The sequence below is a fragment of the Micromonospora yongxingensis genome (assembly GCF_052601155.1).
This window is the reverse complement of record NZ_JBQXEO010000003.1, coordinates 15,343-36,251: the sequence shown is the minus strand read 5'-3', so window position 1 is coordinate 36,251 and position 20,909 is coordinate 15,343. Positions and strand designations below refer to the sequence as shown.

The 20,909-nt window shown below is 72.1% G+C and carries 18 protein-coding genes; 12 read left to right on the top strand and 6 right to left on the bottom strand.

What is annotated here, in order from left to right:
* Window positions 1-68: 68 nt before the first annotated feature.
* The gene (locus tag ACTWLT_RS05700; RefSeq protein WP_445317431.1) at window positions 69-710 is read left to right on the top strand and encodes a G5 domain-containing protein; all 642 of its coding nucleotides are present in this window, start codon (window positions 69-71) and stop codon (window positions 708-710) included.
* 235 nt (window positions 711-945) lie between these two features.
* Window positions 946-1,791 carry a DUF559 domain-containing protein gene (locus ACTWLT_RS05695; RefSeq protein ID WP_445317430.1) on the top strand — a complete coding sequence of 282 codons (846 nt, stop codon included), beginning with the start codon at window positions 946-948 and terminating at the stop codon, window positions 1,789-1,791.
* Between the two features lie 129 nt (window positions 1,792-1,920).
* On the opposite strand, the gene ACTWLT_RS05690 is transcribed toward ACTWLT_RS05695, so the two are convergent.
* The 3 genes from ACTWLT_RS05690 to ACTWLT_RS05680 are packed head-to-tail and all read right to left on the bottom strand — an operon-like array spanning window position 1,921 to window position 5,094.
* Complete coding sequence (locus tag ACTWLT_RS05690; RefSeq protein WP_374559232.1) at window positions 1,921-2,265, bottom strand: DUF779 domain-containing protein; 345 nt, start codon at window positions 2,263-2,265, stop codon at window positions 1,921-1,923.
* The gene (gene adh, locus ACTWLT_RS05685) at window positions 2,265-3,770 is read right to left on the bottom strand and encodes an aldehyde dehydrogenase (RefSeq protein WP_445317429.1); all 1,506 of its coding nucleotides are present in this window, start codon (window positions 3,768-3,770) and stop codon (window positions 2,265-2,267) included. Before adh ends, ACTWLT_RS05690 begins: the two co-directional genes overlap by 1 nt.
* Before the next feature lie 46 nt (window positions 3,771-3,816).
* On the bottom strand, window positions 3,817-5,094 hold the full coding sequence (locus tag ACTWLT_RS05680) for a GAF domain-containing protein (protein ID WP_445317428.1): 1,278 nt from the start codon (window positions 5,092-5,094) through the stop codon (window positions 3,817-3,819).
* A 192-nt stretch (window positions 5,095-5,286) separates the two neighbouring features.
* On the opposite strand from ACTWLT_RS05680, the gene ACTWLT_RS05675 reads away from it, so the two are divergent.
* The gene (locus ACTWLT_RS05675) at window positions 5,287-5,964 is read left to right on the top strand and encodes an RlpA-like double-psi beta-barrel domain-containing protein (protein WP_445317427.1); all 678 of its coding nucleotides are present in this window, start codon (window positions 5,287-5,289) and stop codon (window positions 5,962-5,964) included.
* Window positions 5,965-6,019: 55 nt separating this feature from the next.
* Here the strand turns inward: ACTWLT_RS05675 and gabT are convergent, their stop codons facing one another.
* Together gabT and ACTWLT_RS05665 are read right to left on the bottom strand one after the other, a co-directional pair.
* On the bottom strand, window positions 6,020-7,291 hold the full coding sequence (gene gabT, locus ACTWLT_RS05670) for a 4-aminobutyrate--2-oxoglutarate transaminase (protein WP_445317426.1): 1,272 nt from the start codon (window positions 7,289-7,291) through the stop codon (window positions 6,020-6,022).
* Window positions 7,292-7,294: 3 nt separating this feature from the next.
* A complete protein-coding gene (locus tag ACTWLT_RS05665; protein ID WP_445317425.1) occupies window positions 7,295-8,731 on the bottom strand; it encodes a gamma-aminobutyraldehyde dehydrogenase in 1,437 nt (478 codons plus the stop codon).
* Window positions 8,732-8,875: 144 nt separating this feature from the next.
* Between ACTWLT_RS05665 and ACTWLT_RS05660 the strand changes: the two genes are divergently transcribed.
* Window positions 8,876-10,315 carry an aldehyde dehydrogenase family protein gene (locus ACTWLT_RS05660; protein ID WP_445317424.1) on the top strand — a complete coding sequence of 480 codons (1,440 nt, stop codon included), beginning with the start codon at window positions 8,876-8,878 and terminating at the stop codon, window positions 10,313-10,315.
* Here ACTWLT_RS05660 and ACTWLT_RS05655 read toward each other — a convergent pair.
* Window positions 10,312-11,553 carry an SUKH-3 domain-containing protein gene (locus tag ACTWLT_RS05655; protein WP_445317423.1) on the bottom strand — a complete coding sequence of 414 codons (1,242 nt, stop codon included), beginning with the start codon at window positions 11,551-11,553 and terminating at the stop codon, window positions 10,312-10,314. The two genes, ACTWLT_RS05660 and ACTWLT_RS05655, sit on opposite strands and share 4 nt — an antisense overlap.
* A 79-nt stretch (window positions 11,554-11,632) precedes the next feature.
* On the opposite strand from ACTWLT_RS05655, the gene ACTWLT_RS05650 reads away from it, so the two are divergent.
* The 8 genes from ACTWLT_RS05650 (at window position 11,633) to ACTWLT_RS05615 (ending at window position 20,907) form a co-directional block, all read left to right on the top strand.
* The gene (locus ACTWLT_RS05650; protein ID WP_445317422.1) at window positions 11,633-12,055 is read left to right on the top strand and encodes a YbaB/EbfC family nucleoid-associated protein; all 423 of its coding nucleotides are present in this window, start codon (window positions 11,633-11,635) and stop codon (window positions 12,053-12,055) included.
* Window positions 12,052-12,384: a hypothetical protein gene (locus ACTWLT_RS05645; protein ID WP_445317421.1), complete on the top strand. Its 333-nt coding sequence runs from the start codon at window positions 12,052-12,054 to the stop codon at window positions 12,382-12,384. The genes ACTWLT_RS05650 and ACTWLT_RS05645 overlap by 4 nt, the downstream gene beginning before the upstream one ends.
* 16 nt (window positions 12,385-12,400) lie before the next feature.
* Complete coding sequence (locus ACTWLT_RS05640; protein ID WP_445317420.1) at window positions 12,401-16,651, top strand: toxin glutamine deamidase domain-containing protein; 4,251 nt, start codon at window positions 12,401-12,403, stop codon at window positions 16,649-16,651.
* Window positions 16,651-17,088 (top strand): hypothetical protein, encoded by a 438-nt coding sequence (locus ACTWLT_RS05635; protein ID WP_445317419.1) that lies wholly within the window; start codon window positions 16,651-16,653, stop codon window positions 17,086-17,088. The genes ACTWLT_RS05640 and ACTWLT_RS05635 overlap by 1 nt, the downstream gene beginning before the upstream one ends.
* Window positions 17,089-17,181: 93 nt before the next feature.
* Complete coding sequence (locus ACTWLT_RS05630) at window positions 17,182-17,487, top strand: hypothetical protein (RefSeq protein WP_445317418.1); 306 nt, start codon at window positions 17,182-17,184, stop codon at window positions 17,485-17,487.
* A gap of 59 nt (window positions 17,488-17,546) precedes the next feature.
* Entirely contained in the window at window positions 17,547-18,305 is a 759-nt protein-coding gene (gene nfi, locus ACTWLT_RS05625) for a deoxyribonuclease V (protein ID WP_445317417.1), read from the top strand.
* A 98-nt stretch (window positions 18,306-18,403) separates the two neighbouring features.
* Window positions 18,404-19,453, top strand: coding sequence for a hypothetical protein (locus ACTWLT_RS05620; protein ID WP_445317416.1), 1,050 nt, complete (start codon window positions 18,404-18,406; stop codon window positions 19,451-19,453).
* 68 nt (window positions 19,454-19,521) lie between these two features.
* Entirely contained in the window at window positions 19,522-20,907 is a 1,386-nt protein-coding gene (locus ACTWLT_RS05615) for a phosphomannomutase/phosphoglucomutase (RefSeq protein ID WP_445317415.1), read from the top strand.
* Window positions 20,908-20,909: the final 2 nt, after the last annotated feature.

Here is a 20,909-nt window from a genome sequence, read left to right as displayed (position 1 = left end):
CGCCCGCCGGCCCGAACTGGTTCCGTCGGGCCAGCCCGGGTCGCCGCGCCGCCGTGATCCTCGGTTCGGTGGCCCTGTCCTTCCTGCTGCTCTGCTGCGCCGGTAGCGCCATCGTCGGCGCGATGGTGGGCGAGCCGGAGCCGACCCGGACCGGAACGGCGGCCGAGCAGGCGCAGCAACCCATCCTCGCGGCACCCGCCGAGCCGACGGAGGAAGCCGCGTCGCCGGTCGCCGCACCCTCGGTGGCGTCGACCACCTCAGCCGCCGCGTCTCCGACCCCGTCCAGTGCCGCGCCCTCGCCGGTCGTACGGGTGACGACCGTGACGGAGCGGGCCGTCGTCCGACACGGTGTGCGTACCGTCAAGGACTCGTCGCTGGCCGAGGGCAAGCGGGTGGTTCGCACAAGTGGCGTGGACGGCGTGAAGACGCTGACCTACCAGGTGACCACCACCAACGGGGTGCCGACGAGCAAGACGCTGGTCAAGTCCGTGGTGACGAAACAGCCGGTCACCGAGGTCGTCGCGGTCGGCACCAAGAAACCGCAGGCGAAGTGCGACCCGAACTACAGCCCCTGCGTCCCGGTCGCCAGCGACGTCGACTGCGCCGGCGGCAGCGGCAACGGCCCGGCCTACGTCAGCGGGGTCGTCAAAGTCACCGGCAACGACATCTACGACCTGGACCGCGACAACGACGGCTACGGCTGCGACTGATCCCGCGCCGCCCCCGCCCCGCCCTCCGCTCGCTCCCGCCGTCGATCTTGCAGTTTGTGCCGGGGCATTCGGAGCGTTTCGGTCAATACGGCGGCAGTAAGTGCAAGATCGCGGGGTGGGGGGAGGGGTTAGCAGATACTGGCGGGTTGTGGGGGTTGTTCACAGGGGGGAGGTTGTCCACAGGGGGGCTTGGTTGGAGGTTCTGGGGTGCGGCGGGAGTCTTCAGACTTGCGTGATGGCTACCCGGATGTGGCGCACGGATGCGCTGATGCGTGCCCTGACGGTGCGGCGAATTCGTACCCGACTCGCTCACGAGGAATTGGTGCGGGTGCGCCGCGGTGTTTACGCCGACCAGCCGTGCGGCGACGGGGACGAGCTACGAGCCCTGCTGCTTCGCCTGCCCGGTGAGGCCATGCTGACCAGGCAGAGCGCCGCGCGTCGGCACGGCTTCGGCGTGCTACGTGAGGACGTGATCCACATCCAGTTGCCCGCCTCGATACCGAAGCCCCGGCTTCCCGGGGTGGTCGTACACCACTCGATCCTTCCCGTACTCCCGGTCTTCGTCGGTGGCGTTCCCTGTGTCCCGGCTGCCCGCTGTGCGGTGGATCTGGCCCGCACCGTCCGGCGGATGGATGCGCTGCCGGTGCTCGACGCGGCGCTGCGGACGCGTTCGGTGACGCAGGAGGCCCTCCTGGAGGAGGTGTCGATCCACCGCGCGCTACGCGGCGTCCGGCAGGTACGCGAGCTTGTGCCGTTGGCCGACGGGCGCGCGGAGTGCCGGCAGGAAAGCCAGCTCCGACTGGTGCTGATAGACGGCCGGCTGCCACCGCCGGAACCGCAAATATCGGTGTACGACCGCCACGGTATCCGTCTCTATCGGCTCGACCTGGGCTACCGCGAGCGCCGCGTCGGCATCGAGTACGACGGATCCTCCCACTTGGACCGTGACCGCCTTCGGTGCGACCGGGAACGAGTCAACTGGCTCGACGCGAATGGCTGGCGCATGCGCTACTTCACCGACCGTGACCTCTACCAGCGCCCCACCTACATCACCACCACCATCCGCGCCGCCCTTGCCTAACCCCTACCCCCTACCCCACCCCGTTGATCATGCACTTCCTGCCCCGACAATTACCGCAACCCAGACATATGAGCGACACGAAGTGCAAGATCGACGGTGTGGGGGGCGGGGGGCGGGGCGGGGTCGGCGTCAGGCGGCGAGGTGGGAGCGGATGAGGAAGCGGACGCCGTCGGGTGCCTCCAGGGAGAAGCCGCTGCCCCTGCCGGGGACCACGTCGACGGTCAGGCGGGTGTGCTTCCACAGCTCCCACTGGGACTTCGACATCCAGAACCCGACCGGCTCCGGCACCCCGTCGACCGTCAGCGAGGCGAGCAGCACGTCGGACGAGCCGGTGCGGAACTCGCCCGCCGGGTAGCACATCGGGGCGCTGCCGTCGCAGCAGCCGCCGGACTGGTGGAACATCAGCGGCCCGTGCCGCCCCCGCAGCGACCGGATCAGTTCGGCCGCGGCGGGGGTGACGGAGACGACGGTCATCAGAAGAAGCCGAGCTTCTGGGTGGAGTAGCTGACCAGCAGGTTCTTGGTCTGCTGGTAGTGCTCCAGCATCACCTTGTGGTTCTCCCGGCCGATGCCGGACTGCTTGTACCCGCCGAAGGCGGCGTGCGCCGGGTACGCGTGGTAGCAGTTGGTCCACACCCGTCCGGCCTGGATGGCGCGCCCGGCCCGGTACGCGGTGTTCATGTCCCGGGTCCACACGCCCGCGCCCAGCCCGTACAGCGTGTCGTTGGCGGTCTTCACGGCGTCGTCGAGGTCGGCGAAGGACGTCACCGAGACCACCGGCCCGAAGATCTCCTCCTGGAAGACCCGCATCGAGTTGTCGCCCTCGAAGATGGTCGGCTCGACGTAGTACCCACCGGACAGCTCGCCGCCCAGGTCGGCCCGCGATCCTCCGGTGAGCACGCGGGCGCCCTCCTGCCGGCCGATGTCCAGATAGGACAGGATCTTCTCCAGCTGGTCGTTGGATGCCTGCGCCCCGATCATCGTGTCGCTGTCCAGCGGGTGCCCCTGCACGATCTGCTCGGTGCGGGAGACCGCTGCGGCGAGGAAGTCGCTGTAGTGGCCCTGCTGGATGAGCGCCCGCGACGGGCAGGTGCAGACCTCGCCCTGGTTGAGGGCGAACATGGTGAAGCCTTCGAGCGCCTTGTCGAAGAAGTCGTCCCGGGACGCGCTGACATCGTCGAAGAAGATGTTCGGGCTCTTGCCGCCCAGCTCCAGGGTGACCGGTTTGATGTTCTCGCTGGCGTACTGCATGATCAGCCGCCCGGTGGTGGTCTCGCCGGTGAACGCCACCTTGGCGACCCGCGACGAGGACGCCAGCGGCTTGCCGGCCTCCACGCCGAAACCGTTGACGATGTTGAGCACGCCCGGCGGCAGCAGGTCCGCCACCAGCGACAGCCAGTAGTGGATGGACGCCGGGGTCTGCTCGGCCGGCTTGAGCACCACGGCGTTGCCGGCGGCCAGCGCGGGCGCCAGCTTCCAGGTCGCCATCAGGATCGGGAAGTTCCACGGGATGATCTGCCCGACCACGCCGAGCGGCTCGTGGAAGTGGTACGCCACGGTGTCGTCGTCGAGCTCGCCGAGCGAGCCCTCCTGGGCGCGGATCGCCCCGGCGAAGTAGCGGAAGTGGTCGATGGCGAGCGGGATGTCGGCGGCCAGCGTCTCGCGGATCGGCTTGCCGTTCTCCCAGGTCTCGGCGATCGCCAGCGATTCCAGGTTCTCCTGCATCCGGTCGGCGATCCGGTTGAGGATCAGCGCGCGTTCGGCCACCGAGGTGCGCCCCCACGCGTCGGCGGCGCCGTGCGCGGCGTCCAGGGCCTTCTCCACGTCCGGTGCGGTGCCCCGGGCCACCTCCGTGAAGGTCTGCCCGGTGACCGGGGTGGGGTTCTCGAAGTAGTCGCCGCCGTGCGGCTTGACGTACTCGCCGCCGATGAAGTGGTCGTACCGCGACTGCCAGTGGGTGGGCGCGTCGTAGCGCGTCATGGTTACCTCCGCCGTCGTTGTGCGGGTGTCGGCGGCGACGGTAGTTTCAGCGACGTTGCAGCGACGTTGCGCGCGGCAGGTCGTACTCCCCGGCGAGCTGGTCGATGCGGGCGAGGGCGAGCGGCCGGCGCGGCGCGCCCACCGGCAACGCCCGCGCCAGGGCCTGCCACGCGGTCAGGTCGTCGGCGCCGGCGGGCGTGGCGGTCCAGGCCGCGAGCAGCGCCGGGTCCGCGGCGGCCAGCACGGCCGCGCGGATCTGCCCGTCGATCAGCCGGCGCAGTCGCGTCACTCCCGGCGCGTCCGAGCCGGGCAGCAACGGCCCGGGGTACGCGTCGAGCGCTCCCGCCGGATCGCCCTGGTCGAGCCGTTCGGCGACGGTGGTGAAGTCGGCCCGGACGGTGCCGCGCAGCCGGTACGGGCGCGAGTCGAGCAGGTCGGGGCCGAGCACCCGGCGCAGCCGGGACAACTCGGCGCGCAGGGTCACCGGGTGCAGTCGGTCGTCGCCGTACAGGTCGAGGCCGAGCTGTTCGCCGGTACGCCCCTCCGGGTGGTGCAGCAGCAGCACCAGCAGCTCGCTGTGCCGTCGGCCGAGCCGGATGAGCTTTCCGTCGACCCGCAGCTCCACCTCGTCGCGGCCGAGCGCCGTCACGGAGGCGACGCCCGGTTCCACCGGCCGGTCGGCGGCGAGCTGCGCCTCGGCGGCCCGGGCGGTGGCCCGGACGAGCGCCAGGCTGTGCGGGTTGGCTAGGTGGTCGCCGCCGGTGATGTCGACCGCGCCGAGCAGCCGGCCGGTGACCGGGTCGTGGATCGGTGCGGCGGCGCACGTCCAGCGCTGCACCGGCCGGCTGAAGTGTTCGGTGGCGAAGATCTGCACGCTGTGGTCGACGGCCAGGGCGGTGCCCGGGGCGTTCGTGCCGGCGTGTGTCTCGTCCCAGCGGGCGCCGGGGACGAAGTTCATCCGCTCGGCGTGCCGCAGCACCCCCGGATGTCCCTCCACCCAGAGCAGCCGCCCGTACGCGTCGCAGACCGCCATCAGGTGTGCCCCGTCCTGGGCGATGCCACCGAGCAGGTCCCGGAAGAGCGGCAGCACCCGGGCCAGCGGGTGCGCGGCCCGGTACGCCGCCAGCGCGTCGTCGGTGAGGTCGACCGGCGGCGTGGCCTCCGGGTCGAGCCGGGCGGACCGTTCCCACGAGCGGCGCACCACCTCCCGCACCCGGTGCGGCGCGGAGCCGGCGGTGAGGAACGCCTCGTGGGCGGCACCGACCTGCGCGATCCGCTCCGCCGGATCGACGCCGAACTCCAGGGCGAGCCACGGGTCAGCCATCGGGCGACCTCCTCGACCCCCATCGTGACGCAGCTCACCCTCGATCGCCAACCACCGGGTCTCCTGTACCGGAGCGCGATGCACCCGGTGAACCGGCCGCGACGGCGATCGGTGCCCGTGTCGGCTGAACGGTAGGGCGCTCCCGTCCGTACCAGGCGGTGAAGGACACCACCGAGGACGGGAGTGACGGCGATGAGGGTGCAGCGCAAGCACGTGCTGGCGGCGACCGTGGCGGTGCTCGCCGCGGGGGGCGTGGCGGTGGGGACCGGCTTCGGGTTCGCCGGAACCGCACCGGCGGCCCAGTCCGCCTGCTCGGGCTCGGTCACCTTCTCGGCGGAGGGCGGTGCGCCGGCGGCGACCAGCGACCGGTTCCCGGTGGGGACCCGGCTGCGGGTGACCAATCTGGACAACAACCGGGCGGCCACGGTGACGGTGACCGGCCCGTCGGGCAGTTGCGTGCTGCTCAACGCCGCAGCCATGGAGCTGGTGCGGGAGCCGGGCAAGAACGTGATCCGCCGTAACGTGGTGGAGCGGCTCGACGGTGAGGTCGCGCCGCCCGCCGCGCCTCCGGCCGCCGGCACGGTGCGTCCCGGCGCCGCGTCGCCCGGCGCGTCCGGCCCGGCGCCCCGCTCGGCCTGCTCGGGCGCGATCACCTTCTTCGCCGAGGATGCGGCGCCGGCGGCGACCAGCGGCCAGTTCCCGGTGGGTACCCGGCTGCGGGTGACCAACCTGGACAACAACCGGGTGACCACGGTGACGGTGACCGGCCCGTCGGGCAGTTGCGTGCTGCTCAACTCGGCCGCGATGGACCAGATCCGCGAGCCGGGCAAGAACCTGGTCCGCCGCAACACCGTCGAGGTGCTGCGCTGACGGTGACGCTCGGGAAGGGCACCTTCTGACGCATCAGGAGGCGCCCTTCCTCCGCTCAGCCGAAGGCGGCGTCGAGGATGTCGGCGCCCCGGGTGAGGTGCGCGTCGGAGATGACCAGCGGGGGCAGGAAGCGCAGCACGTTGCCGTACGTGCCGCAGGTCAGGGTGAGCAGGCCGGCGGCGTGACAGGCGGCCGAGACCGCCGCGGTGCTGATCGGATCGGGGATGAGCGTGCCGGGCTGCACCAGCTCCACGGCGAGCATCGCGCCCCGCCCGCGTACCTCGGCGATCCGGGGGTCCCGCTCGGCGACGGCCCGTAGCCGGGGGGCCAGCACGGCCTCGATCCGGCGGGCCGCGTCGGCCAGGTCCAGCTCGTGCATGGTCTCGATGGTGGCCAGAGCGGCGGCGCAGGCGATCGGGTTGCCGCCGTAGGTGCCGCCGAGCCCGCCGACGTGCACCGCGTCCATCAACTCGGCCCGGCCGGTCACCGCCGCCAGCGGCAGGCCGCCGGCGATGCCCTTGGCCAGGGTGATCAGGTCGGGTTCGACGCCCTCGTGCTGGCAGGCGAACCAGTCCCCGGTACGGCAGAAGCCGGTCTGGATCTCGTCGGCGACGAAGACCACGCCGGCTGCCGTGGCCCAGTCCCGCAGCGCCGGCAGGAAGCCCGGAGCGGGCACCACGAAACCGCCCTCACCCTGGATCGGCTCGATCAACAACGCGGCGACGTTCTCCGCGCCGACCTGCTTCTCGATCATCTCGACGGCCCGCGCGGCCGCCTCCGCGCCGGACAGGCCGCCGTCGCGCAGCGGGTACGACATCGGCACCCGGTAGATCTCCCCGGCGAACGGCCCGAACCGGTGCTTGTACGGCATGTTCTTCGCGGTCAACGCCATGGTCAGGTTGGTCCGGCCGTGGTACGCGTGGTCGAAGACCACCACCGCCGGCCGTCCCGTGGCGTGCCGGGCGATCTTGACGGCGTTCTCCACCGCCTCCGCGCCGGAGTTGAACAGCGCCGAACGCTTCTCGAACCCACCCGGCGTCAGCGCGTTGAGCTGCTCGCACACCGCCACGTACGACTCGTACGGTGCGACCATGAAGCAGGTGTGCGTGAACCGTTCGACCTGCGCCCGTACCGCCTCGACCACCTTCGGTGCCGAGTTGCCGACGCTGGTCACCGCGATGCCGGCGGCGAAGTCGATCCACTCCCGGCCGTCCACGTCGGTGATCGTTCCGCCACCAGCACTGTCCACGTAGGACGCGATGACGCTGCCGACGCCCCGCGCGACGGCACCACCACGCCGCTTGTGCAGCTCGTCAGAGGTGGCCATGGGTCAGCCCTCGATGTTGTGCATGACGTGCTTGATGCGGGTGTAGTCCTCCAGGCTGTAGACCGACAGGTCCTTGCCGTGCCCGGAGTGCTTGAACCCGCCGTGCGGCATCTCCGAGACGAACGGGATGTGGGTGTTCACCCAGACGCAGCCGAAGTCCAGCCGCCGGGTCATCCGCATCGCCCGGCCGTGGTCCTTCGTCCAGACCGACGCCGAGAGGCCGTAGTCGACGCCGTTGGCCCAGCGCACAGCCTCGTCCTCGTCGGAGAAGCGCTGCACGGTGATGACCGGCCCGAACACCTCGTCCTGGATGATCTCGTCGGCCTGGCGCAACCCGGAGACCACGGTGGGGGAGTAGAAGTAGCCGCGTTCACCCTGCCGGGACCCGCCGCTCTGGATCGCCGCGTGGTCCGGCAGCCGGTCGACGAAGCCGCTGACCCTGGCGAGCTGGTTGGCGTTGTTCAGCGGGCCGTAGAGCACGTCGGCGTCGTCCGGGGCGCCGGTCTTCGTGTTGCGGGCCTGCTCGGCGAGCGCCGCCACGAAGTCGTCGTGGATGCCCGGGCCGGCCAGCACGCGGGTGGCCGCCGTGCAGTCCTGCCCGGCGTTGAAGTAGCCGCCCAGCGCGATGGCCTCGGCCGCCGCCGCGACGTCCGCGTCGTCGAAGATGACCACCGGGGCCTTGCCGCCCAGCTCCAGGTGGGTCCGCTTCAGGTCGGGGGCCGCCGCGGCGGCGACCTCCATGCCCGCGCGGGTCGAGCCGGTGATCGACACCAGCTGCGGGGTCGGGTGCGAGACGAGGGTACGACCGGTGTCCCGGTCACCGCAGACCACGTTGAACACACCCGGCGGGAAGAACTCGGCGGCGATCTCGGCGAGCAGCAGCGTCGACACCGGCGTGGTGTCGGAGGGCTTCAGCACCACCGTGTTGCCGGCGGCGAGCGCCGGGGCGATCTTCCAGACGGCCATCATGAGCGGGTAGTTCCACGGGGTGACCTGGGCGCAGACGCCGATCGGCTCACGCCGCACGTACGAGGTGTGCCCCGCCATGTACTCACCGGCGGAACGCCCCTCCAACAGCCGGGCGGCGCCGGCGAAGAAGCGGAACTGGTCCACCGCCGGCGGCAGCTCCTCCTCGGCGGTGAGCTGGCGTGGCTTGCCGGTGTTGCGGACCTCGGCGTCGACCAGCTCGGCCGCCCGGGCCTCCACGGCGTCGGCGAGCTTGAGCATCGCCCGCTGCCGCTCGGCCGGCGTCACCTCCCGCCAGCTCTCGAACGCGGTCGCGGCGGCGGTCATCGCCGCGTCCACGTCGGCGGCGCCGGAGACCGGGGCCTGGGCGAACACCTCGCCCGTGCAGGGGTCGATCAGGTCGGCGTAGCCGCCGTCGGCCGGTTCGACGTAGGAGCCGTTGACGAAGTTGCGCAGCTGCTGCTGGTCACTCATGACGGGATCTCTCCGAAGGGGGCCGGGGGTGCGATTCTGCGGCGGTTATCGCAATCTGCCTGCCATCTTGGCTACTGAATTCGCGGCAGACAAGGGTTACGGCGACTGTTTCCGTCGGCTGGTTCCTCGTCTACGCTGCTCGGCGTGGAGCCCGCAGCCTTCTTCGTCGCCTCCCGCCCCGCCCACGGCGAGGGCGAGCTGACCGTCCACCACCCGTACGACGGTCGCCCGGTGGGGCGTACCACCCTCGCCACGGCCGACCAGGTCGAGGCCGCCGTCGCCGCGGCGGCCGGGGTGGCCGCGCAGGCCGCGGCCCTGCCCGCGCACGCCCGGGCGGCGGCCCTGGACCACGTGTCCCGACGGCTGGCCGAACGCGCCGAGGAGGTCGCGGAGCTGATAACCGCCGAGAACGGCAAGCCGGTGAAGTGGGCCCGAGCCGAGGTCGGGCGGGCGGTGTCCACCTTCCGGTGGGCCGCCGAGGAGGCCCGGCGTTTCTCCGGGGAGCTGCAACGACTCGACACCGACCCGGCCGCCAGCGGTCGGATCGCGCTGGTCCGGCGGGTGCCGAAGGGGCCGGTGCTCGGCATCGCGCCGTTCAACTTCCCGCTCAACCTGGTCGCGCACAAGGTGGCACCGGCCATCGCGGTCGGCGCGCCCATCATCGTCAAGCCGGCCCCGGCGACCCCACTGTCGGCCCTGCTGCTCGGCGAGCTGCTGGCCGAGACCGAGCTGCCGGCTGGCATGTTCTCGGTCCTGCCGGTACCGAACTCCCGCGCCGCCGAGCTGGTCACCGACCCCCGCCTACCGGTGGTGTCGTTCACCGGGTCCGGGCCGGTCGGCACGGCCATCCGCCGGCAGGTGCCGGAGAAGCACGTGACGCTGGAGTTGGGCGGCAACGCGGCGGCGGTGATCTGCGCGGACTGGACCTCGGACGAGGATCTGACCTTCGCCGCGCAGCGGATCGCCACGTTCGCCAACTACCAGGCCGGGCAGTCGTGCATCGCGGTCCAACGGGTGTACGTGCACCACACGCTCTTCGCGGACTTCCTGCCCCGGCTGGCGGCCGCGGTGCGCGCACTGCGTACCGGTGACCCCGCCGCGGAGTCGACGGACGTGGGACCGATGGTGTCCGAGGACGCGGCCCGGCGGGTCGAGACGTGGGTGGGCGAGGCGGTCGCGGCCGGCGCCACCGTCGAGGTGGGCGGCCCCCGGGACGGCGCGACCTACCCGCCAACCGTCCTGACCGGTGTGCCGGCGGACGCCAAGGTCGTCGCCGAGGAGGTGTTCGGGCCGGTGCTGGTGGTCGCCCCGGTCGCCGACGACCAGGCCGCGTTCACCGCGGTCAACGATTCGGTGTACGGGTTGCAGGCGGGCGTGTTCACCCGGCGCCTCGACGTGGCCTTCGCCGCCGCGCGGTCGCTGGAGGTGGGCGGGGTGATCGTCGGCGACGTGCCGTCGTACCGGGCCGACCAGATGCCGTACGGCGGGGTCAAGGGCAGCGGCGTCGGCCGGGAAGGGCTGCGCAGCGCCATGGACGACTACACCGAGCCGAGGGTCATGGTCCTCACCGGGCTCGCGCTCTAGCCGGCCTGCCAGGTGCCGTCGGCGCGCACCCTTGCCGGCGCACGACCGAGCAGCAGGGTGGTCAGCGCGGCGTCGATGGTGTCGCCCAGGAACCACTCGCCGGCCTGATCGAGCGCGAAGATCCGGCCGCGCTCGTCCACCGCGAGGATACTGTCCTGCTGCTCGGTGCCGATCGGGAAGAGCCGCACGCCGAGCACCGCACCGAAGTCGGCGAGCGTGTCCGCGGTGTGCGCGATGGTGTGCGGGCGGATGTCGAAGCGGGAGATCCACACCTGCTCGCCCGGGCCGCGGCGGGCACCGACCAGGCTGGGAAACGCGGTCAGCGTCTCCGTGACGGCGGGAAAGACCTCGTGGCGGTGAGCCCGGCCCGGCACGGCGGTCACGTCCCGTACGGCCGCGGCGGCCATGAGCTGGTCCCCGAGGTGGGGCCGCCAACCGGCCGCCACCAGCGCATTGGCCACGTCCGGCGGGAAGCGGCCGGGATCAGGGTCGGGCTCCGTCGGCGGGTACCAGGTTTCGGTGTACGCCCGAGCTGACTCGGGCAGAACGTTGGCGCGTACCAGGAAGTTGATGCACGAGTCGCAGGGCCGCTCGGCGGGGCCACCTGCCGGATCACCCGGCTCGCGGATCCGGAAGATCTCGAACCGGGCGCCGTCCAACAGTGCCGCGGCCTCGGCCCGACCCATCGGCGCGATGCCCTCGGTCGCCCGTCGGTGGTCGTACTCGTGCAGCACGTCGGAAACCACGATCAGCTCGGCATGACCCTCGCCGCCGCGAACCAGCTCGCCAGGCGGCAGCTCATCCAGGTAGGCGCGGATGAGCGGGTGGTGGTTCAGCGGGACGTCGCCCTTCGTGCCCTGGGCCGTCCAGATGCGACCGTCGATGGTCAGATGCGCGGTGGTGTTCGGGGTGGCGGCCCGATGGATCTCCCGGACCAGCAAGCTCGACTGGTCGACGGTGCGCGCGGCGGTGGGCCCGGTGGGCTGGCTGCGTCGGTACATGTCCGCCACGACGGTGCTCGGCACCCGGGGCCAGGTGGTGACTCTGCCGGACTGCTTGTCGATGACGGTCGTCGGCAGGTCACCGGGCACTGTCCGTACCTCGGTCGGCACGATGGATGTGATGACGTAGCCGAGGTCGAACTCGTCGACCGTCGGGGTGCACTCGTGGCCGAGGCGCTGTGAATCCCGGTGAGCCCAGACGGCCGCGAGCTGCTCGGCTTGTTGACGGTCGATCACGCCCAGAAACTACCGGACCACGCGGGTCGGTGGCACCCGGTATGGTTCGCCCTACCGACGGTGACGGGAGGAGCGGCGGGTGAGCGAACGCGTGGACCGGGACGCCAATCGCGAGCTACGAGCCCGATTCGACGACGTCTACGGCCAGTACCAGCAGCTCAGGTCCGGTTTGGACAGTCTCCAGGCGCGGCTCGCCGAGGTGCGGGTGACCCGGCGATCGGCCGATGGGCAGGTGACCGCCACGGTGGGTGCCCGGGGTGAGCTGATCGCCGTCGAACTGGACCCGGCCGTCTACCGCGACCGGGACGCCGAGGCGCTGAGCCGGAAGATCACCGAGACGGTCCGCGGCGCCACGGCCGCCGCCACCGAGGCCACCCGCGCGCTGGTCGCCGAGAGCATGCCGGCCGGCTCCGGTTCGGTGGAGTTCCTGCGCACCGGCGACTACGGCGCGCTGCTCGGCCGGGCCGACGCGGTGCTCGGGCGGCGCGAGGGGCCGGCATGACCGACGGGCAGCTCTGGCTCGATCCGTCCCGGGCCCGCCGGGGCGGCGCCGACCTGGCCCTGGCAGGCGAGGCGGTAACGGCCCGACGGGCGACGGAGGGCGGCGAGATCGAGGCCGCCAGCGGCGCCCGGCCGTGGGGCCGCGACGACATCGGCGCCGCGTTCGAGCGGAGCTACCGCGGGTTCGAGCAGACCGTGCTGCGGGCCTGGACGGGCATTGGGCATCGGGTCACCGAGCTGGGCACCGACGTGGTGCGCGCGGTCGACGCCAGCGTGCACACCGACGCTGCGAGCGCCGCCCGGTTCGACCGGGCCGCCGACCAGCGCTGACGGCGAGCCGACCCCGATGAGTGTGCTGCCGAGCCCGATTCCGCACCCACTGGACTACGCACCCTGGGACGTGCCCGGCTGGGTCTACGAGGCCCTCGACTGGGCGGTCGGCGTGCAGTGGCCGGAGGGGAACGAGCGGGCCGTCTGGGATGTCGCCGACCAGTGGTACTCCGTCGCCGCCGTGCTCGCCGGCCCGCACGCCGACGCCGCCGCGGCCGCCGCCGAGGTCCGCAGCGGATACGGCGGCGTCGGGTCGGTCGACGCGGCGTTCGAGGCGGCCTGGCGGGGGCTCGCCGAGGGCGGCGACGCCCCGCTGCCGGTCCTGCTCGCGGTCACCGCCGACCTGGGCCGTCTGGTCGAGGAGTGCGGCTGCGACATCGAGGGCGCCAAGCTGGAAGTCTGGATCGAGCTGGGCATCCTGGTCGTCGAGCTGCTCGCAGTCGCGGTGGCGGCGGTGCTCACCGCCGGTGCCGCCTCTCCGGCCGCCGGCGCGGCGATCACCGCGACCCGGCTGTTGATCCAGCAGATCTTCAAGCGGCTGATGGGGCAGCTTGCCAGCAAGTCCCTCAGGCACGGGCTCAAGGAGGCTGGCGAACGGGCCGCCAAGGAGGTCACGCGGGGCGGCGTGCGTGGGTTCGCCAAGCGAGCCACCCGGGAAGGGCTGGAGGAGGCGGCCGAGGAAGCCGGCGTCACCCTGGCGACCCAGGCGTACCAGAACTCCACCGGGCGGGCGCACGGTGTGGACCTGGCCGACCTCGGCGCGTCGGCGGTCGGCGGGCTCGCGGGCGGGGCGGTTGCGCCACTGGCCGGCCTGGGCCGCCACGCGACGGGGCGCGCGGCCCGGGTCGGTGAGCACCTGGGCCGGGAAATGACCAGCGAGGTGCTGGCCGAGAACGCCGCCAGCCTCGCCACCGGCCGTGGCCTGACCTCGGTGGAGGACGCGGCGCGGGCCGCCGCGTCCGGTGCCACCGGCTCGGCGACCGGGCAGGCCGACCACGCGTTGCACGCCCGGCTCGACGCGCAGGCCAACGCCCTCGCCGGAGCCTCCCTCGCCGGCCCATCCCTGGCACCGGTCGACTTCTCCGCGCCGGCTCCCGCAGCACCCGTGGCTGCGGCCTCGTCTGCCTCACTCGCGCCCGCGTTGGCCTCACCTGAGGACATTGCCACGGTGGCTGCGTCGCAGGCGGCGGTCGGCGAGGCCGATGTCAGTACGTCCTCGCCGGACGGTCGGGTGCCGCGCGGTGAGGTGGGAGCCATCGGGTCGTACGAGGCCGGCCTGACAGCGCCCGCCGTGTCGGACCTGAACGGGTCATCGGCGTCCACCATCGCCGGATCGCCGAGCGTCGACGACGGGCCGAGCCGTTCCGCGACCCCGGCCGAGACCGCTGTGGCCTCTCCGGACCGACTTGGGCAGCCCACTGCGGACCGGTCGGTCGCAGCGCCCCTGATCGCCGCCGACCCCACACTCTCCTCGGTGGCCGCGCCCGTCGCCGGCACCCTCGATCAGACCGGCGGGACAGCCACCAGCGTCGCGCCTCCGTCACACGCCTCCACCGCGGGTGCGCTCGCCTCCGGTGGCAACGGTCCCTCCGCGTGGTACCCGTCGGCTGGCACCACGAGCACCCCGATCACGTCCACCGGTGCCACCCCGACGGCCACCGCCGGTGCAGCACCGCCGGTCATGTCGACCGGCCCGCTGGCGGCATCGCACCTCCCGATACGGGAGGCACCTGCCCTGGCGCGCGTACCCGCCCATCCCGCTCGCGGCCGGGCATCGGTCCCGGCCGACGTAGCAGCACCCGCAGAGCTCGACATCGAGAGCAGTGACTGGTACGCGGCCCTGTGGAGGGCCGAGGCGGAAGCCGCCGAGCGGCGGCTCTACCAGGGCTACTACGAGTCGCGACGGACCGAGTTCGAGGCCAGCCGCCGACAGGCGGAGGCCAGCCGACTGCGTGCCCTGGCCGCCGAGCACGACCGCAGGGCCGCCGAGTACGCCAACTACGCCTGGCAACTCCGCCACACCGGTCACCCGCGGTGGGCCGACGGCTGGCAGCGGACCGCGAACGACGAGATGCGGGCGTACGCCGAATTCCGTGACCTGGCCGACGCGGTGCTGGCCGGCGCCAGGGCGCCTTCGGTCGTGGACATCGGCGACGCGGCGTTCCGGCAGGCCAACAAGGACGTGGGCGCCCTCGCCCTCGGCGCGGTGGAGTCCGTCGGCCGGTCCCGACTCACCGGCGACGACGTGCCCCCGCCCATCGACGACTCCCGGCCGTACGGGCAGCCCGGTGGGCTGCGCCCGCCGCTGGCCCTGCACCAGGTGGACGTCGAACGGCAGATGCCCCGCGAGCCCGACGGCAGCATCGTCCGCACCGCCGACCCTCGCCGAGGCGACTGGTTCCGGCTCCTGAACGACGGTGGTCCCGAGGCCGACGCCACCCGGGGCATCAACTGCCTGGACTGCACCCTGTCGTTGTTCGAGACGTGGGTGCACGGGCGACCACGGGTGTCCGCGCCGCGCACCTTCGACGGCTACCTGGACGGTGACATCCGGCGCCCGATCCGAGGCGAGGCGGGCGGCCCGGGCCGGGTGGAGGACGCGACCGGCGGCCGCTTCCAACAACTCCTCGCACCGCCCACCGGCCAACCGTCGGACCCCGCGCAGACACGGCGGACCGCCGACCGGGGTTACGCCAACCTGCGCGACCAACTGCTGCTGGGAGGCCACGGCAGCTACGCGTTCCTGATCACCGAATGGCCCAACGGCGGCTCGCACGCCTGGGTGGCACTCAACCAGAACGGCACCGTGCTCTACGTCGACCCGCAGACCGGCCTCGTCCGGGACCGCCCGCTGTATCCCCACGTGGTCGGCATCGACGCGCTGGTGCTCGATGGGAACGGCCGGCCGATGCCGCTCGGCGGGCTACCGCGAGGGCGGTTCAGCGAGCGTCCCGACCTGCCGGAGCACCCGCCGGCACTCGACGACGGCGGCCACGGCGAACCGTACATCAACCGGATGTACCTGCTCCTGGACGGCCCTGGCGCAGCGGAGGCGGACACACCTACCGGAGTGGTGCCATCCCCTCGCCGGGCGGATGGGAACCAGGCGCCGACGGAAACCGACCCGACCCGGGCGGTCCTCCTGAGTAGTGCCGGGTTGGATGAGGTCTTCGCCGCCGGGGTCAGCCCCGGCGAGTTCGCGTCGACGGTGGATGCGCCGACCCTCCGCCGTCTCGTGCCCGACCTCGACGAGGCGGCGGCCCGGGATGTGGCGCGACTGTTCGCCGACGCCCGGGTTCGCGACATGCTGGACCGCGCCGAGCGGGAGCCGCCGCCGGCTGAGCCGGACCTCGCCGCAACCCTGGTACGGCAATTGGTACAGCAGCCGGAACTGGCGCGGATGATCCTGACCACGCCGGAGCTTTTTAACTCGCTGACCGCCCGTCCACTCACCTTGCACCACCTGGCGAGTCATCAGCAGGCAATCGACGTCCTTGGCGAGGTGCTCAACGACGTCGCCCAGCAGGAGGCCGCAGGGCTGGATGCGGCGGATGCTCGGCCCGTGCCTCAGCCGGATCCGACACCCCTCACCGAGGATCAGCGACGCATCAGCGCCAGTATTCAGGTGCGCCGGGGCCCCGTCGCCCAGGCCGGGTTCGACGGTCGCCGCCTTGCTGACGGGGCTTATCAGCGGCGCTACCTTGATGATCTCTACTCGGCGGCGGTTGTGGCACAGGCCGAACTGAACCAGCTAGCAGTCTCCCTTGCGCAGGTCGGTGATCTTCGTGTGGGCGAGCCCGGCTGGCGGTCCAAGCCAAAGGACCGCGGCCGGGCCGAGGACAAGATGAGCAAGCATCAGGGTGATGCGTCCAAGTTGCTCGACATTGCCGGGGCGAAGGTCGAATTTCGTCGTCTTGATGATCTCTATGCTGCCCTCGCCCGGCTACGCGATCATCCAGGCGTCGTGATTGTGAGGTTTGAGGACCGCTTCGTATCCCCGATGAGCAGTGGCTACCGGGACGTTCAGCTCGTGTTGCGGATGCGAAATGGCCACCTGGCTGAGTTCCGCCTGCATCTGGCTGCGCTCGACGCCGTCGCAGTTTGGGAACATGTGCTCTATGAGGTGCGACGCGATGTGGATGCCGTTGCCCAAGCGGAGCACCGAGCCTTGACGGCACGTGAGCGAGCGATCACGAACGGCATCCGCCTCCGGGAGCAACGCCTGTTCTGGCAGGCATTGCAGTCGACGTACGAGGAGCAGTCCTGATGGTCGAAATGCCGGGGCTTGTGCTGCCCTCTTACTACCTCTACTACCAGTCGCCAGTAAAGATCGTGGAGACTCCCGACGGTGGCGCCCGCGTATGGCGGGTGCTCATTGACACCGGCGGGTGGCAGGAGAAGAACGACCTCTTCGTGGAAATCACGCTGGGCGTCGGAGGTGAAATATTTCGCCGTACCGCCGAAGACTTCGTGCAGGAGGTTGAGGCATTCCGCGCCCACTACCTCACTGGGGATGGGCCGATCTTTGCTCTCTACGAGACAGTGCGGTCGCTCCAGGACCTGGCAGACGCCGAAGGTCGCCACCTGACGACGAAAGAGCGGGCTCTTGTCCGGGGGATCCGCCGGCGGACGTTCGTGATGTTCGAGGAACAACTACGGGCCGCCGGGGATCCAGGTGCGGATCCTGGCCTGGCCGCGGGCTAAACGCCTACCAGCTGCTCGCCGTAAGTACAGGCCGGAGGGCGAGAGCCTTCGGACACGGGCGGTTGCCGGCAGGGTCCGAATAACATCGGGGGCATGGCGCGATCCGAGACGGGCAGCAGCAGGTCTACGGCCTGGGCGTGGCCGGTCGGGATCCTGGTCGGCCTGGCGATCGGCATCCCTTTGTTCGGCTCCTCGGGTGGAGTCGCCTTCGGCATCGCCCTCGGTCTGGTGTTCGCGCTCGCCTTCGGCGCGACCGGGAACCGGGCCGGCGGCCCGGGTGCTGACGGCGCCGACGGCGGTCCGGATGGCGACGCCCACTCCACCGACACTGGGCCGGTCGTGCCGTCTACGCAGGACGGACCAGACAATAGGGGCGCCGACAGCGAGCGCCGAGGGTGATCGACTCGAGGTCGGTGACATCGGGGCATCCAGGGCCGTCTGATAGCCCGATATCGCCGATGCCGAGTCGATCATGGCCGCCGCCCGGGCCCGCGCCCGTGGCAGGAGCAGGGCCCGGCACGGTGGCGGAGGCGGTGGCCGTACAGGAGGAGTTGCGGCCGCTGGTGGACCTTGTCGGGCCGGGGCCGACGGCGCCCACGACGGTGGCTGGCCTGGACGTCGCGTACGCGCAGGGCGGTGACCTCCTCGCGGCGGCCGTGACCGTGTTGGACGCCCGGACGTTGGCCGTGGTGGATTCCGCGGTCAGCGTGGGCCGGCCCGCATTTGGCTACGTTCCGGGGCTGTTCGCCTTCCGGGAGCTGCCCGCGTTGCTCGCCGCGCTGGACCGTCTCACGACCCGCCCGGACCTGCTGGTCTGCGACGGGCACGGGCTGGCCCATCCGCGTCGGTACGGGCTCGCCTGTCACCTCGGCGTGGTCACCGGGCTGCCCGCGATCGGGGTGGGGAAGACGCCGCTGGTCGGCGAGTGGGTGCCGCCGCCCGCCGGTCGGGGCGCCTGGTCACCGCTGCGTGACGGCGGCGAGGTCGTCGGCCGGGTGCTGCGGACCCGGGACGGAGTCAAGCCGGTGTTCGTGAGCGTCGGGCACCGGATGAGCCTGGAGAACGCCACGGCGCAGGTGCTCGCGCTGACCCCGCGCTACCGCCTGCCGGAGACCACCCGTACCGCCGACCGGCTCTGTCGGGACGCCCTGGCCGGTGCATGCCAGCCCGGTGCCGGGCACCCCCGGCAGGTCCGCGAGCTGGGCCGCAAACCGTAACGGCGCACACATCCGGGCCGCTCTATGACCAGGGGTGGGGGTGGGCCGGTAGTAGCCTGACCCGCGGACCCCACCCGGGGAGGAACGGCGAGGTGATCATGACGGTACGTCGGCGCGCGGCGCGACTCGCGGCGGTCTGCGGTCTGGTGGGCGGCCTGGTGCTGCTCGGTGCGTCACCGGCACTGGCCGACGACGACTCGGTCCGGGTGGGTTCGGCCAGCAGCTTCACCGCGGGTGGCTCGGCGCAGGGGGTGAACGTCGCGGTGCGCAAGCGCTCCGACGGGTGCGTCCTGCTGCGTACCGCCCTGGGTCTGCGGCTTGAGGGCCTGCAGCCGGATCAGGTGACGGTGCAGGTCAACGCTGGTGGAACGTGGTTCCCGGTGCCCGTTACCGGCGGTGACGGCAGCGTGGCGACCGCGCAGACCTCACCGGCGAAGCCGACGTTGTGCAAGGGCAAGGGCATCACCGTGCGGTACCGGGTGTCCTTCGCCGCGGGTGCTCCGGGCGGTCGGCTCGCGGTGGTCGGGGCGGCCGCCAGCGCGGCCGGCCAGGAGTTGGGTCGGGGTTCCGACGCGGCGAGGGTGGTGGGCGGCCGGGTCTCCGCGTCACCCACCCCGACGCCGTCGAAGAAGCCGTCGCCCACGCCGAGCGAGGCCGCGCCCGTCGAGGCGGTGAACCCGGCCGCGCTGGGCGTCTCCGGCGCGCCCGACACCACGGCCGCCGCTGCCGAGTCCGGTGGCGGCTCACCGGTGATGTTCTTCGGCATCGCGATGGTGGCCGTCGGGCTGCTGCTCATCGTGCTGCTGTTCCGTCGCTCGCGGCAGGACCGGACGCCGACCGACGGCACCCCGGGGCCGCTGCCGGGTAACCCCGGTGGCACCACCTACCGCTCCGGCGGTGGGTCGCCGGCCGTGCCCGGCCAGACCGGCGGCGTGTACGGCCAGCAGCCGCAACCCGACCTCTACGGCACCGTGCCCGCTCCCCGGCCGGCGACGGGCGGGGTCTACGGGGCGCGGCCGGCCGGTGCCGCCCCGACGCCCGACGCGACGCAGCCGATGCCGGGCGGTCCGGGGGCCGGGCCGCTGCCCAAGGACCCGCCCGCCGACGGCGGCGACCACACTGTGTTCATGCCCCGGCTCCCCGGCTGAGCGGGGAGGGACCTCGGCCCTCCGATACGCTCAGGTTCGGTGGAACCTGCGGCCAAGGAGCGGAACCAGTGTCTGATCTGTCCCAGATCGTGAAGGCGTACGACGTCCGAGGGACGGTGCCGGACCAGTGGGACGAGCGGGTCGCCGAGGCGCTCGGAGCCGCATTCACCCAGCTGCTCAACACCACCGACGAGCCGGGCGACGCGGTCGTCGTCGGGTACGACATGCGGGCCACTTCGCCCGGGTTGGCCGCCGCCTTCGCCACCGGCGTACGGGCCGAGGGGCGCTCGGTGATCGAGATCGGGCTCGCCTCCACCGATCTGCTCTACTTCGCCTCCGGTTCACTCGACCTGCCCGGTGCCATGTTCACGGCCAGTCACAACCCGGCCCAGTACAACGGCATCAAGATGTGCCGCTCCGGTGCGCGGCCGATCGGCCAGGACAGCGGGCTGGCCGAGATCCGGAAGCGGGCTCAGGCGCTGCTGGATTCGGGCGCGTCCCGTCCGGCCGGTGAGCCGACCCGCCCGGCACAGCGACGGGACCTGCTGCCCGACTATGCCGCCTACCTGCGCAAGCTGGTCGACCTCTCCGGCATCCGGCCGCTGAAGGTGGTGGTCGACGCCGGCAACGGAATGGGTGGCTTCACCGTTCCCACCGTGCTGGGTGACGCCGCCCTGTCGGCGCTGCCGCTGGAGATCGTCCCGCTCTACTTCGAACTGGACGGCACCTTCCCCAACCACGAGGCCAACCCGCTGGATCCTGCGAACCTGGTCGACCTGCAGCGTGCCGTGGTCGAGCACGGGGCCGACATCGGGCTGGCCTTCGACGGCGACGCCGACCGGTGCTTCGTGGTGGACGAGCGCGGTGAGCCGGTGTCACCGTCGGCGATCACCGCCCTGGTCGCCGCGCGTGAGCTGGCCAAGCACCCCGGCTCCACGGTGATCCACGGCCTGATCACCTCCAGCGCCGTGCCGGAGATCATCCGCGAGCACGGTGGGGAGCCGGTGGTCGCCCGGGTCGGGCACTCCTTCATCAAGGCGGAGATGGCGCGCACCAACGCCGTCTTCGGCGGCGAGCACTCCGCGCACTACTACTTCCGGGACTTCTGGTTCGCCGACACCGGAATGCTGGCCGCGATGCACACGCTCGCCGCGCTCGGGGAGCAGTCGCTGCCACTGTCCGTCCTGGCCGGCGAGTACGAGCGCTACGTCGCCTCCGGTGAGATCAACTCGACGGTCGTCGACCAGGCGGCGGCGGTCGCCGAGGTGCGGGCCGCGTACCCCGACGCGACGGCCGACGAGATGGACGGTCTCACCCTGCGTTTCCCCGACGGCGCGTGGTTCAACCTGCGCGCCTCCAACACCGAGCCGCTGCTGCGGCTCAACGTCGAGGCGCCCACCCGCGAGCGGATGATCTCGCTCCGTGACGAGGTGCTCGGCCGGGTTCGCCGATAAGA

Bases quoted from the DNA above. Each gene is read 5' to 3' on its own strand.
- ACTWLT_RS05695 (WP_445317430.1), top strand. From the start codon at position 946: ATGGCTACCCGGATGTGGCGCACGGATGCGCTGATGCGTGCCCTGACG.
- ACTWLT_RS05690 (WP_374559232.1), bottom strand. From the start codon at position 2,265: ATGACCGTCGTCTCCGTCACCCCCGCCGCGGCCGAACTGATCCGGTCG.
- adh (WP_445317429.1), bottom strand. From the start codon at position 3,770: ATGACGCGCTACGACGCGCCCACCCACTGGCAGTCGCGGTACGACCAC.
- ACTWLT_RS05680 (WP_445317428.1), bottom strand. From the start codon at position 5,094: ATGGCTGACCCGTGGCTCGCCCTGGAGTTCGGCGTCGATCCGGCGGAG.
- ACTWLT_RS05675 (WP_445317427.1), top strand. From the start codon at position 5,287: ATGAGGGTGCAGCGCAAGCACGTGCTGGCGGCGACCGTGGCGGTGCTC.
- gabT (WP_445317426.1), bottom strand. From the start codon at position 7,291: ATGGCCACCTCTGACGAGCTGCACAAGCGGCGTGGTGGTGCCGTCGCG.
- ACTWLT_RS05665 (WP_445317425.1), bottom strand. From the start codon at position 8,731: ATGAGTGACCAGCAGCAGCTGCGCAACTTCGTCAACGGCTCCTACGTC.
- ACTWLT_RS05645 (WP_445317421.1), top strand. From the start codon at position 12,052: ATGACCGACGGGCAGCTCTGGCTCGATCCGTCCCGGGCCCGCCGGGGC.
- ACTWLT_RS05640 (WP_445317420.1), top strand. From the start codon at position 12,401: ATGAGTGTGCTGCCGAGCCCGATTCCGCACCCACTGGACTACGCACCC.
- ACTWLT_RS05635 (WP_445317419.1), top strand. From the start codon at position 16,651: ATGGTCGAAATGCCGGGGCTTGTGCTGCCCTCTTACTACCTCTACTAC.
- ACTWLT_RS05630 (WP_445317418.1), top strand. From the start codon at position 17,182: ATGGCGCGATCCGAGACGGGCAGCAGCAGGTCTACGGCCTGGGCGTGG.
- nfi (WP_445317417.1), top strand. From the start codon at position 17,547: ATGCCGAGTCGATCATGGCCGCCGCCCGGGCCCGCGCCCGTGGCAGGA.
- ACTWLT_RS05620 (WP_445317416.1), top strand. From the start codon at position 18,404: ATGACGGTACGTCGGCGCGCGGCGCGACTCGCGGCGGTCTGCGGTCTG.